The following is a 13283-nucleotide window of genomic DNA, read 5'->3' on the forward strand; positions in this document are numbered from 1 at the left end:
AAATCTGCACCGATCCCAACAAAACATGGTTTTATTTTTCGTCGATATCCTCAAGAGGTTCCCTGAGCTTGTTGACTGCTTTTTCAAGCTCCAGGTGGATGTGGTCTAAGAAGTCAGATACAGCCTTTTCGTCATCCGGGCTCAAAGTTTTCAGATAGGTATTAAGGCCTTTAAAAAGCAGCTTTTCATCATGATTCATCCGGTCGTAAAGTATTTGCCCTTCACCACTCAGATTAAAGATGACCTCGCGAAGGGCGCGTTCTTTGGTAATCAGCCCTTTTTCCATAAGTTTGCCGGTGCTTTTGGAGACTGCGCTTTTAGAGACGCCCAGCGCTGTGGCGATGGCGGTCAGATTAAGGCCGGGCGTGCCGCCGATGACACGGAGCGCGCTGGTTTCGGAAATATAAAGGGGGATCTCCCCACCGTAGAAACGAGGAAGATCTTGGATGAGCTGGTGCTGGGCTGTGATTTCAGCCAGAGCCTGCTTCAGATCTTTCCTGGACTTGGAATCAGCAGCAGGCTTAACCTTATGCGAATTCCCTGTTTTCAGAATTTCTTTTTTCTTGCCGTTCTTTTTCTTTGAATTCTTCTTTTTAGCCGGTTTCTTACTCTTTTTTTCCTTTTTCATCATAACACCTCTCTTACTTAAACGATGATAAAGACCGGAACCAATGGGACATTCGTTCCGGGGTTTTATAACCGTTTATTTTTTCAGCAGGCTGTTGGTTTTGGATAACCGGTATGCGAGCATGCAGAATGAAACGCCCAGGCTCACAAAGGCAATACCAGTCCAGATGGTGATGGTCAGTGCTGTGAATACTGGGTGCAGCAGGAGGACGATGGACAGGATAACAACCAGAATACCCAATGCCAGGTTCCAGCCCCAGCCGCTGTCGCCCAGGGATTTTGTGGTAAAGGCATAGCCGATGGTATTAAAGCCGCCGAACATTACCGCAAAGGCAACGTAAAATGCCAGCACATCAGCGGAAAGATTCAGGTTTGCCACCAGAATAATGCCAAGCACCAGCATGAGAATACCGGATACCAGATTCCAGCCCCAGGCCGGAATGGCCTTACGGTTAAAGATGGTGACAAAAATAGAGGCAAGACCTGAGATTAAAAAGGTTAAGGCAAAGAATACCGTCAGTGCTGCATACCCCTGCATGGGAGTGAAAAACAGCCAGATGCCCACGCCGATGGCAAGAATACCGAGAATTAAAAACATCCACCAGTGTTTGATGGTTTTTTCCAGATCCTCTTCCAGAGTTTCGATTGGTCCTTTAGGTTCTTCATACATAGTAAAGACTCCTTTCTATGGCAAATTACTTGTTATCATTGTTTTATTTTATATACCCGCGGTAAATGGTAAATAACATTATAGTCAACCTGGTTGCTTATATGTTTATCATACCGGATTATGCCGTAAAATGCAACGAAGTTTTCTTAATTTGAAGCTTTCTTGATAATTGTAATAAAAATTTCAGGCAATAAACAGAAGTTTGAAATGCTTTACGGTAAGGTTCTCCACGCACTTTAGTAAAAGTATGATATAATAATTATTCAAATCAGCGAAATTGCATACAGTATTTTATAGATAAAGGAGCGAAATCATGAAGGAATTAACCTGTACGACTGAAAACAAGCATCAGTACAAAATTATGATCGGCAATGGCCTGAAGGAGCATTTGTTTGAGATGGATGAAATTTTTGGCGGCTACCGCAGCATTGTCATTATCAGCGATAAAAATGTCGCCAAGCTGTATCTGAGCAATGTGAAAAAGCAGATCAAAAGCCTGGGTGTGTCTGTATATACCATTGTGATTCCGGCAGGAGAGGAATCTAAAAGTCTGGCTCAGGTGGAGGACATTTACTATCAGCTCATGGATATGGGCATAACGCGTTCCGATGCCATCGTAGCCCTGGGCGGCGGCGTGGTCGGAGACCTGGCAGGCTTCTGCGCGGCTACCTTTATGCGCGGCATTGATTTCGTCCAGATTCCAACCTCCCTGCTGGCCCAGGTGGACAGCAGTGTGGGCGGAAAGGTAGGGGTAGACCTGGGCTTTGGCAAGAACCTGGTGGGCGCGTTCCATCAGCCCAAAGCAGTAATCATTGATCCGCAGTTTCTGGATACGCTTGAGGACCATTACCTGACGGACGGTATGGGCGAGGTGATCAAATACGGCTGCATCAGCTCTGCGAAGCTTTTTGTCCGACTTATGGGTTTTGAGTACCAGGAGGACCTGCTGGAGGATATGGAAGAAATTATTGCCAAGTGTGTCCAAATCAAGCGCAATGTGGTCGAAAGTGATGAAAAGGAAAAAGGTTTGCGCCGTGTTCTCAATTTCGGCCATACCATCGGCCATGTCATTGAATCCTACTTTGAGTTCAAGGAATATTCACACGGTGAGGCGGTAGCCATCGGCATGTACCAGATCACTAAAATGAGCGTGCGGGAGGGGATTACCACGCCAGAGACCCTTGGAAACCTTCAGCTGATTCTGGAAACCTACGGTCTTCCCTACGAAATGCCGGAAATGGATATGAACCGTGTTAAGGAGATTCTGTATTCGGATAAAAAATTTGAGAATGACGTTTTAAATATGTGCATCATCACTAAAATTGGCAAGGCAGAGATCGTAAAAATCCATAAGGATCAGGCCATTCAGTTATTTCAGTAGAAAGGGACAGCATGAAAAAAGTCGAAATTACACCTAAAAAGCTGGGCGGTACGATCTGTATTCCTCCGTCCAAAAGCGTCAGCCACCGGGCGGTTATGTGCGCGGCTCTGTCACAGGGGACCAGCGTGATCACCAACATTCTTTTGTCCGATGATATCACCGCGACCTGTAAGGCTATGGAAATCCTGGGAGCAGAGATCAAATATGAAGAGAATGAGGAGAAGCGCTTTACCCTGACGATCACCGGTGTGAGCCATCCGGATACAGAGGGCAAGATCATTGACTGTATTGAGTCTGGCTCCACTCTGCGTTTTATCATTCCGCTGCTGGCATTAAAAGCCAGAAATTCCAGGGTTATTGGCCGCGGACGACTGGTGGAGCGGCCTATGCAGCCTTATTACGATATTTTTGATGAACAGGACATTACCTATCAGAAAGAGACCGAAGGCCAGGAACTGCCTCTATGCTTTACGGGCACTTTAAAGCCGGGCACTTACCGCCTGAACGGCAGCATTTCTTCGCAGTTTATTACAGGCCTGCTGTTTGCGCTGCCGCTGCTTGACGGAGACTCGGTCATCGAAATCACTACGCCGCTGGAATCCAGGCCTTATATTGACATTACACTAGATGTTATGGAAAAGTTCGGTATTGCCGTGGTCAATGAGGATTACCACTTGTTCCGCATTGCTGGCAACCAGCGGTATATGGCCCGGGATTACCGGGTAGAGGGTGATTTTTCCCAGGGCGCTTTCTGGCTGGTAGGCGGTATTTTGGGCAAAAAAACGGATTGTGAGGATTTGCAGTCCGCTTCATCCCAGGGCGATAAGGCCATTATTGAGATCATTCAGGCTATGGGGGGGAATGTAGCCCAGACTGAAAAAGGCTATGTGACCAAACCGGGGAGCACTCACGGTGCTGTGGTGAATGTTTCACAATGTCCGGATCTGGTACCGGTGCTCACTGTGCTGGCAGCCCTGAGCCAGGGGACGACAGAGATCGTCGGCGCGGCCCGCCTGCGTTTTAAGGAGTCGGACCGGCTGGCTGCCATGAATGAAGTGCTGACCACTCTGGGGGCAAAACTTACGGAACATCCTGAGGGGATGACTATTGAAGGCGTTGAACATTTTACAGGGGGTGTGGTAGACAGTCACAACGACCACCGTATTGCAATGGCGGCCGCCATTGCCAGCTTCGCCTGTGAGGATAAGCTCACGATAACAGGCGCCGAGAGTGTACGAAAATCTTATCCGGATTTCTGGGAAGATTTTAAGAAAATGGGAGGTGTTATCCATGAGTTCGATCTGGGGGAATAAGATCAAAGTTTCAGTATTTGGGGAATCCCACGGAACTGCCATTGGAGCAACCATTGATGGTCTTCCTTCTGGCGTGAAAGTGGACCTGGAGAAAGTTGCAGCGGAAATGAAACGCCGAGCCGCCGCAAGCAGCCGCCTGGCTACCCCGCGTAAGGAGGCGGATGAGGTGGAAATTGTCAGTGGCTTTTTTGAAGGAAAAACCACAGGCACTCCGCTTACCGGGATTATCCGAAACGGCAATACCCGTTCAAAGGACTATGCCCGGACAAAGGATCTCATGCGCCCGGGGCACGCCGATTACAGCGGTTGGATGCGCTACGGCGGTTTTCAGGATTACAGGGGAGGCGGCCATTTTTCAGGACGTCTTACGGCGCCCATCGTTTTTGCCGGTGCTGTCGCCAGGGAGGCGCTTTCTCAGATCGCTCCCGGGGTTAAAATCGGCAGCCGGATTTTATCCATCGGCAGCGTTCAGGATAAAAGAGATCTGAAGCCTGAGGAATACGCGTCGCTCTGTTATGAAAACCCGCTGTTTCCACTGTATACAAAGACACTGGAGGAGACGATGAAGGATGAAATCCTTGAGGCCATTAAGGATCAGGACTCTGTGGGCGGTGTGATCGAGGGCTACATAACAGGTATGCCGGCCGGAGTGGGTGACCCGCTGTTTGATTCCGTTGAAAGCCGGTTGTCCGCACTGCTGTTTTCGGTGCCTGCGGTAAAAGGTGTTGAATTTGGACTGGGCTTTGATATCACCAGTCTTCGTGGCTCTGCGGCCAATGATCCTTTTTATATGGATGGTGAAAGAGTTAAGACAACAACAAACAACAACGGCGGAATTAACGGCGGAATTACAAACGGCATGCCCATCGTGTATCGGGCAGCCTTTAAGCCTACGGCTTCCATCGCAAAACCCCAGAAGACCATTGACATGGCCGCTAAAAAGGACGCTAAAATTGAGATACAGGGCAGGCATGACCCCTGCATTGTCCTGAGGGCCTGTCCGGTAGTGGAGGCGGTCACAGCGCTTTGTATGCTGGATTTTTTAGTATAGAGGAGTAAATATGGCGAAATCAATTGAAGAAATCCGGGTGCGTATTGATGAAGTAGACGCGGAAATGCGCGCTCTTTTTGAGGAACGGCTCGATCTTGTTTACCAGGTAGCTGAATATAAATTCACAAATCATGGAGAAATATTCGATCCCAAACGGGAGGCAGAGGTCGTAAAAAAGCACACAGAAAAATTAGAAAACGCGGATTACAAAAAATATTATACGGAGTTTATCCATGCCGTTATGGACCAGAGCAAGAGGGTTCAGCAGGCATATATTGATGAACAGGATACGAAGATGGTTTAAAAATGGTGTTTTTCAAATAAAAACACTTGTTTTTATCTTAAATAACAAAAATTTTTCTTTTCATTGGCTGAAGGTTTATATATAATAGAGTAACAATAAATATTTATGCACTGGTCTGTCACGCTTAACCAAGCGCGGCAGGCTGTAATTTTATAGTGAAGTGAGAGTTGCAAATGAAAAAATTTAACAAGGTATTGATTGCTAACCGCGGCGAAATCGCCATTCGTATTATTCGTGCCTGCCAGGAGCTTGGTATTCAGACAGTTGCCATCTATGCCCAGGAGGACAAGATGTCTCTGTTCCGTTCCAAGGCGGATGAGGCTTACCTGATTACCGGTACTACCGGTCCGGTCGAAGCCTACCTGAATATGGACAAGATTATCTCCCTGGCCAAGAAAAAGGAAGTGGATGCCATCCATCCCGGCTATGGTTTCCTGTCCGAAAATCCAGAGTTTGCCAGACGCTGTGAAGAAGAAGGAATTGCTTTTATCGGGCCGACCCACACCATGATGGAACAGATGGGTGATAAAATCCAGTCCAAAATTGTGGCTAAATCCGTTAATGTGCCCACCATTCCGGGTGTCGAAAAGCCCATTACCTCAGACAGAGAGGCGGCGGAATTTGCAAAGGTGGCAGGTTATCCGATTATGCTTAAGGCCGCAGCCGGAGGCGGGGGTCGCGGTATGCGTATTGTCCGCGACGAAAAGGACCTGTTAAAGGAATACCACTCGGCCATGAGTGAGGCTACCAAGGCCTTTGGCGACGGCACCATCTTTGTTGAAAAATATTTGGAAGAGCCAAAGCATATTGAAGTCCAGATTCTGGGCGACGCTTACGGCAATGTCGTCCATCTTTTTGAACGTGACTGCTCAATCCAGAGACGCCATCAGAAAATTATCGAGTTCACGCCGTCACTCAGCATCAGCGAGGAACAGCGTCAGGCTATCTGCGCCGATGCTTTGAAGCTGGCAAAGGCGGTCAATTACCGCAACGCCGGTACCATTGAGTTTTTGGTGGATAAAAAAGGCGACCATTACTTTATTGAAATGAACCCGAGGATCCAGGTAGAGCACACGGTTACCGAGCTGGTCACAGGTATCGACCTGGTTCAGTCCCAGATCATGATCGCTGAGGGCTATCCGTTGGATTCGGATGAGATCAACATCAAGAGCCAGGAAGGCGTCAGGAGCCGCGGCTACGCGATCCAGTGCCGTGTCACCACCGAGGACCCTAAAAACCATTTTATGCCGGATACGGGCCGTCTGGACGTTTACCGTACCGCCAGCGGCGCGGGTATCCGTCTCGATACCGGCAACGGCTTTACTGGCGGCGAGATCACCCCTTACTACGACAGTCTTTTAATGAAATCCACCTCTTATTCCAGAACCTTTGAGGATACCCGCCGCAAGGCGCTGCGTGCCCTCAAGGAAATGCAGATTGAGGGTGTTCAGACAAACAAGGATTTTCTGATCAACGTGCTGGAACACGATATGTTTAAGAGCGGCAACTGTGATACCAAATTCATTGACGATCATCCTGAACTGTTCAATATTCAGGCGGAAAAGAGCCAGGCCTACGACGTGATCCGTTACTTTGGCGAAATGGCCGTCAACGAAACCTTTGGCAGCAAACCGGATTTTGACGAACCAGAAATTCCGGAAATTCCGAGAGGCGTCGAGCTTCGCGGTACCAAGCAGATTTTGGATGAACAGGGCCCGGACGGCCTAGTTAAATGGATTCAGGGTCAGGATAAGCTGCTTCTGGGCGATACTACCCTGCGCGACGCGCACCAGTCTCTGTTTGCCACCCGGGTTCGCAGCCGTGATATGATCAAGATCGCCAAGGAAACCGCCTACCTCGGACAGGATATTTTTGCACTGGAAATGTGGGGGGGCGCGACCTTTGACGTCGCTTATAATTTCCTGAAAGAATCTCCTTGGAGAAGACTGGATGAGCTGCGCAAGCGTATTCCGAACATCTTGTTCCAGATGCTGCTGCGCGGGGCCAACGCGGTTGGGTATAAAAATTATCCGGATAATGTACTGCGTAAGTTTATTAAAGAATCCGCCGAGGGCGGGATTGACGTTTTCCGTATTTTTGACTCCCTTAACTGGATGGAGGGTATGAAGGTTTCCATCGAGGAAGTTCTGAAAACCGGCAAGGTCTGCGAAGTCGCCATGTGCTACACCGGCGATATTCTGGATCCTAAGAAAACAAAATACGATCTGGACTACTATGTGCGGATGGCTCACGAAATTGAGGCAGCCGGCGCACACATCCTGGCCATTAAAGATATGTCTGCCCTGTTAAAACCGGCAGCGGCATTCAAGCTGATCAAGACCCTGAAAGAAGAAGTGAAGATTCCGGTTCGCCTGCACACACACGATACTGCGGGCAATGGCGTCGCGGCCATTCTTATGGCCACCATGGCAGGTGTGGATATTGCCGATGCGGCTTTCAGCAGCATGAGCGGCCTGACGAGCCAGCCGTCCTTAAACTCTGTGGTTGCAGCTCTGGCCAACACGCCCCGTGATACGGGCATGAGCGAGGATGATCTCCAGTTGATTTCCGATTACTGGGAGACAACCCGTCAGGTTTACGGCAAGTTTGAATCTGGCTTGAAATCCGGAAGCGCGGAAATTTACAAGCTGGAAATTCCAGGCGGTCAGTATTCTAACCTGAAAAGCCAGGTCGAAAGCTTTGGCCTCGGCCATAAGTTCAAGGAAGTTAAGCAGAAATATATGGAAGCCAACGTCCTTTTAGGTGATATTGTCAAGGTTACCCCATCCTCCAAGGTGGTTGGGGATATGGCGATCTTTATGGTACAAAATGGTCTGGACAAGGATAATATCTACGACAAGGGAAAGGATCTCGCTTACCCAAATTCAGTTGTGGATTATTTCAGGGGGATGATTGGCCAGCCTGAGGGCGGTTTTGATCCGAAGCTTCAGGAAATTGTTTTGAAAGGCATTGAACCCATCACCGTCCGTCCGGGCACCCTGCTCCCGCCGGAAGATTTTGAGGCGATCCGTGCAGAATACCGCGATGAGTTTGGCATTGAGCTGGCAGAACGCGAGGTCACGAGTGCGGCGCTGTACCCCAAGGTCTTTAAAAATTATGTGAAATTTTATCAGGATTACGGCGATTTCATGCGTATGGATACGCACGCTTTCTTCTATGGACTCAAGGAAGGTGAAACCGCTGAGGTTGAGGTGGATAAGGGGAAACGCTTTATTATCCGTATGGTTAAGATGGGGCAGCCCAACGAAGAAGGCTACCGTCCTGTCCTCTTTGAGGTCGATGGTTTCCGCCGTGAAATTTATATCGAAGATAAGCGAAGCCTGTTCTCCAAAGAGAAAAGCACCATGCTCAAGGCAGACAAAAACAATCCAAAAGAAATTGGGTCTGGCATCCCCGGTACTGTCTTGAAGGTATTGGTGAATGAGGGTGACGAAGTGGCTGAAAACCAGCCGCTGATCATCGTTGAAGCCATGAAGATGGAAACAGAAATTGTGGCCCACGCCGCAGGAAAAATTAAAGAAATTTATGTGTCCGAAGGACAGAGCGTCCAGTCCGGCGAACTGATTCTCACAATGGAATAAGAATAAAAAACCCGCGTTGCCGTAAAAATGACAATGCGGGTTTTTACTTACCCCTCGATGGGCGCGTCGATTTCTTTGAGGTAATTCAGCAGCTCTTTAATCAGCTCCTGTCTGCGCAGGATGCCGATGAATACATTCTGGTCATCGACCAGTGGGACGAAGTTCTGGTGGGTGGCCATCTCCAGGATGGTCTCGAAGGAATCGTCGACACGGCCAGCCTCGGCCTTTGTTTTAAAATCAATATCCTTGACGGCAAAGTCCTTTAAGGCGATCTCGGGATGCTCCATGCTCAGGGCCAGCGTGCGCAGGAGGTCGCCCTCTGAAATCGTGCCAACATACTGCCCGCGTTTATTAATAACCGGCATGGCTGTGTAGCCGCTTTTCAGGAACAGGTCATAGGCCTCCTCGAAGGATTGATGGTTATATAAGAAAATGACGTCACTTTTGGGGATCAGGTAAAAAAGATGATTTTTCATAGAAGTGCTCCTTTGCATCAATCAAAAAATTAAAACCGGCTCCATATTTCTGTACCTTTGTACGATGGAACCGGTTTTAATTCTTTGGTTCAGTTTGCATTTTTGGTGGTCTCACCCCTTTCCTGTAAATTTTATCAATTCACTCGGATAGATTCTTTTTCAAATAAAATATGATGAACTTACCAGTATACCTCGGCTGCGAGATTGTGGCTTCTAATTCTTTTATTTGACGTTTGCTACAATGCTGTAGAAACACTTAAAGTAATCTTCTTAGTAATTGATTATGATATTATTATACCACCTTTTCTGGATTTGTAAACGTTATTTTTGTAAAGAAGTGTATCAAAATTGTAAAATGAAAAAAACTTGTTCAAATCTGGTTATAACTTAAGAAAAAATAGTGTATAATAAATGCATACTACATATGGGGATAACAACGGTATGGAAGAACTACGTTTATATATACAATCAAGAATAACAGTCAGCAGCGTCATCGAAGTTATCATTATTACTTTTTTAATATACAAGGTTTTGATGTGGATACGCGGTACCCAAGCAGAGCAGGTGGCAAAAGGGATCATTATTTTACTGATTCTATCGCCACTCAGCAACTGGTTGGGTTTTACAACGTTGAACTACTTAATCAACAGCATGTTTACCTTCGCGTTCATCATTTTTGTGGTGGTGTTCCAGCCCGAACTGCGCTCTGCCCTTGAGCAGCTGGGAAATAACAGAGCCTTTAAACAGGTTTTCAGGAAAAGCAACCGTGACAGGGCGAGGATGCTGAACGATATCGGGGAGATCAGCCGGGCTGTGGGGAACCTTTCAAAGGAGCATATCGGCGCGCTGATTGTCTGCGAGATGAACACTGGGCTAAACAACATTGTGGATACGGGTATTGAGCTGGACTCAGACATCAGTCAGGAGCTGATTGAAAATATTTTCACACCAAACAGGCCGCTCCATGACGGCGCAATGGTGGTGAAGCTCTGGACAAACCAGATCCGGGCGGCGGGCTGCCTGCTGCCTTTATCCGACAACCGTTATCTGGGCAGTGAGCTGGGAACCAGACACCGGGCAGGCCTGGGAATCTCGGAAAAATCTGACGCCATTACCATCATCGTTTCAGAGGAAACGGGTACCATTTCATATACGGAAAAGGGCACACTGACCCGGAACATGACGCCGGCGATGGTTGAGCAGCTCTTAACAGACCGTTTTATGGCAAAGGATGACGAAAATGACAGTGAAAAAGGATTCTTTAAATTCCGAGGAAAAAAAGATGGCAACGAAGAGGAAAAAGAAACAGATATCAATCAATGAAAAAACCATAAGGTTGCTGAGTTCAGCGGTCCTGGCCATTATCCTCTGGCTGTTCATCAATGGGAACAGCAATGATATTGTCCCCCAGGATATCAACGCCATTCCAGTCACCTTTACAAATATGGAAACCCTGCAGGAAAAGCATTTGGTGCTTGAGGATAACCGTAATTATTATGTTAACCTGCGTGTGCAGGGGACAGACCGGAGTCTCCAGGAGATCAATACCAATGAGATCACCGCAGAAGTGGATATGAAAGATATCGATAAAAAGGGCGAGTATAACCCTGAGATTGTCATCAAGGGGCTGTCCAACTCCGTTATTCTGAAAGAGGTTAATCCAAGCACACTGCATCTGGTAGTGGACAATGTTATCGAGTCCGAAAAGAATGTAGAGGTCATTACGCAGGGTAAGCCTGGCAATGATAATGCTGTGATCTCAGCCACCAGCACAGAAAAGGTTCAGGTAACTGGCGCGGAAGACCGCATTGCGGCCATTGATAAAATTGCTGTCACAGCCAATGTAAATGGCCTGACCGAGGATACCTCCAGAATGCTGGAAGTGACACCCTACGATAAAGATGGAAATATTGTCAGCGGCGTTGAGTGCGAGCCGGATGTTGTCCGCGTTAATATTGAGGTGGGTAAGACCAAAACGGTTAACATCACCCCGCCGGCAACGACGGGTGACCCCCAGTCTGGCTACAAGGTGACCAGCGTGACCGTTGACCCGACCCAGAAAATGGTCGGCGCCAAGCAGGAGGTTCTGGACACTATTCAGAACATTCAGATTGATCCGGTGGATGTTTCAGGGGCCAATAAAGCGGTGACAAAGGAGGTTACCCTGAAGCTGCCGGATGGGGCTTCTTTCCTGGATAATGGGAATAAAGCCACTGTCACTGTCAATATTGAACCGATTATTGAAAAGAGCTTTACGATCAGCAGTATCGAGACCCGAAATGTGGGTCAGGGGCTCACCGCCGCCAAGGTAAAGGATTCTTCGGTAGTTGTGAAGCTGAGCGGTACAGCCACCGAGCTTAACAAGCTGACAGCGGATAACATCAAGGCTTTCGTTGACCTGAATGGTCTCGGAAAGGGTGACCAGGAGGTCGCGATCCAGATATCCCTTCCATCTGACCAGATTAAGAGTATCACACCCGCCAGGACAACGGTGACCATTGAATAAAGAAAGTAAAAAGCCCAGCGCAGAACTGCGCCGGGCTTTTGTGTTTAACAGAGGATTAATCCGGAAAAAACTGCAAAGGTTTTAATGCTGATTTAACAGGAATATTGCTTACTTTATCTTGAAAAAGGAGAGCGGTTAATTTATAATTATACAATGCACCTAAAATGATGCAGAAATCATACCAATTTTTTAGGAGGAATTTATAGTGGAAAGAGTTTACAATTTTTCTGCCGGTCCATCTGCTTTGCCGGTAGAAGTGCTTGAAAAAGCCGCAGCAGAAATGCTCAACTATGGTGGAACCGGAATGTCTGTCATGGAAATGAGCCACCGTTCTGCTGCATTTGCTGAAATTTTGGCTGACGCTAAGGCGTTGTATAAGGAATTGATGGGCGTGCCGGACAATTACGACATCCTGTTCTTACAGGGCGGCGGTTCTACACAGTTCGCCATGATCCCGTTAAACCTGATGACAAACACCGGTAAGGCTGACTTTGTGATCACTGGTAACTGGGCTAAAAAAGCTTTCCAGGAAGCCGGACGTTATGGTGACGCTCAGGCCGTTGCATCCTCTGCGGATAAGACATTTTCTTACATCCCCAGGCTGGATGCTGCAACCTTCAGAAAAGATGCGGATTACTTCTATATCTGTGTCAATAACACCATTTACGGAACACGCTTCAGACCAGACAATCTGCCGGAAACAGGCGATGTGCCGCTGATCGCAGACATGTCTTCCAATATTTTGTCTGAAGTATATGATGTGTCCAAGTTCGGACTGATCTTCGCTGGCGCTCAGAAAAACATGGGACCGGCCGGCGTGGTTGCGGTCATTATCCGTAAAGACCTCGTTGGACATGCCATGGACATGACACCGACCATGCTGAATTATCAGACACATGTGGATGCAGACTCCTGCTACAATACCCCGCCGTGCTACGGCATTTATATCTGCAAACTTGTTTACGACTGGGTAAAAGCACAGGGTGGTGTTGCAGCCATGGAAGCCTTTAACAAAGAAAAATCTGCGAAATTGTATGATTTCCTGGATAACAGCGCCATGTTCAAGGGAACCGTTGTTCCAGAAGATCGCTCTTTAATGAACGTGCCTTTTGTAACCGGAAACGAAGAGCTGGATGCGAAATTTGTTAAGGAAGCCAAAGCAGCAGGCCTTGAAAACCTGAAGGGCCACCGCACTGTCGGCGGTATGCGCGCCAGCATTTACAACGCAATGCCAATGGCAGGCGTAGATGCACTCATCGACTTCATGAAGAAGTTTGAAACAGAAAACAAATAAATAAAAAACATTCATTGACAGCACGTTAAGCACCGGCGCCCGTATTGCAGGCGCACCAA

Annotated in this window: 11 protein-coding genes; 8 read left to right on the forward strand and 3 right to left on the reverse strand. The window is 47.7% G+C overall.

Going from position 1 to position 13283, the window contains the following annotated elements:
* Positions 1 to 31: 31 nt before the first annotated feature.
* A complete protein-coding gene (locus tag FYJ53_RS10175) occupies positions 32 to 631 on the reverse strand; it encodes a MarR family winged helix-turn-helix transcriptional regulator (RefSeq protein WP_154557295.1) in 600 nt (199 codons plus the stop codon).
* A 72-nt stretch (positions 632 to 703) separates the two neighbouring features.
* Entirely contained in the window at positions 704 to 1297 is a 594-nt protein-coding gene (locus FYJ53_RS10180) for an HdeD family acid-resistance protein (RefSeq protein ID WP_013379053.1), read from the reverse strand.
* Positions 1298 to 1610: 313 nt separating this feature from the next.
* Here FYJ53_RS10180 and aroB point away from each other — a divergent pair, with 313 nt between their 5' ends.
* The 5 genes from aroB (at position 1611) to FYJ53_RS10205 (ending at position 8948) form a co-directional block, all read left to right on the forward strand.
* Positions 1611 to 2678: a 3-dehydroquinate synthase gene (aroB, locus tag FYJ53_RS10185; RefSeq protein WP_013379054.1), complete on the forward strand. Its 1068-nt coding sequence runs from the start codon at positions 1611 to 1613 to the stop codon at positions 2676 to 2678.
* Positions 2679 to 2689: 11 nt separating this feature from the next.
* The gene (aroA, locus tag FYJ53_RS10190; protein WP_148427642.1) at positions 2690 to 3991 is read left to right on the forward strand and encodes a 3-phosphoshikimate 1-carboxyvinyltransferase; all 1302 of its coding nucleotides are present in this window, start codon (positions 2690 to 2692) and stop codon (positions 3989 to 3991) included.
* Positions 3969 to 5042, forward strand: coding sequence for a chorismate synthase (aroC, locus tag FYJ53_RS10195; protein WP_154557296.1), 1074 nt, complete (start codon positions 3969 to 3971; stop codon positions 5040 to 5042). The genes aroA and aroC overlap by 23 nt, the downstream gene beginning before the upstream one ends.
* A gap of 10 nt (positions 5043 to 5052) precedes the next feature.
* Positions 5053 to 5346, forward strand: coding sequence for a chorismate mutase (locus FYJ53_RS10200; protein ID WP_013379057.1), 294 nt, complete (start codon positions 5053 to 5055; stop codon positions 5344 to 5346).
* Between the two features lie 173 nt (positions 5347 to 5519).
* The gene (locus FYJ53_RS10205; protein ID WP_148427639.1) at positions 5520 to 8948 is read left to right on the forward strand and encodes a pyruvate carboxylase; all 3429 of its coding nucleotides are present in this window, start codon (positions 5520 to 5522) and stop codon (positions 8946 to 8948) included.
* Positions 8949 to 8995: 47 nt separating this feature from the next.
* Here the strand turns inward: FYJ53_RS10205 and FYJ53_RS10210 are convergent, their stop codons facing one another.
* Positions 8996 to 9424: a CBS domain-containing protein gene (locus FYJ53_RS10210; RefSeq protein ID WP_013379060.1), complete on the reverse strand. Its 429-nt coding sequence runs from the start codon at positions 9422 to 9424 to the stop codon at positions 8996 to 8998.
* Between the two features lie 441 nt (positions 9425 to 9865).
* On the opposite strand from FYJ53_RS10210, the gene cdaA reads away from it, so the two are divergent.
* The 3 genes from cdaA to serC all read left to right on the forward strand — a co-directional run bounded on the left by cdaA (position 9866) and on the right by serC (position 13224).
* Complete coding sequence (cdaA, locus tag FYJ53_RS10215) at positions 9866 to 10747, forward strand: diadenylate cyclase CdaA (RefSeq protein ID WP_013379062.1); 882 nt, start codon at positions 9866 to 9868, stop codon at positions 10745 to 10747.
* Positions 10707 to 11930, forward strand: a complete 1224-nt coding sequence (locus FYJ53_RS10220; RefSeq protein WP_243143968.1) for a YbbR-like domain-containing protein — start codon at positions 10707 to 10709, stop codon at positions 11928 to 11930. Before cdaA ends, FYJ53_RS10220 begins: the two co-directional genes overlap by 41 nt.
* A gap of 205 nt (positions 11931 to 12135) precedes the next feature.
* Entirely contained in the window at positions 12136 to 13224 is a 1089-nt protein-coding gene (serC, locus tag FYJ53_RS10225; protein WP_148427637.1) for a 3-phosphoserine/phosphohydroxythreonine transaminase, read from the forward strand.
* Positions 13225 to 13283: the final 59 nt, after the last annotated feature.

This window comes from Eubacterium sp. BL-380-WT-2B (genome assembly GCF_009696115.1).
GTDB classification, from domain to species: domain Bacteria; phylum Bacillota; class Clostridia; order Eubacteriales; family Eubacteriaceae; genus Eubacterium; species Eubacterium callanderi.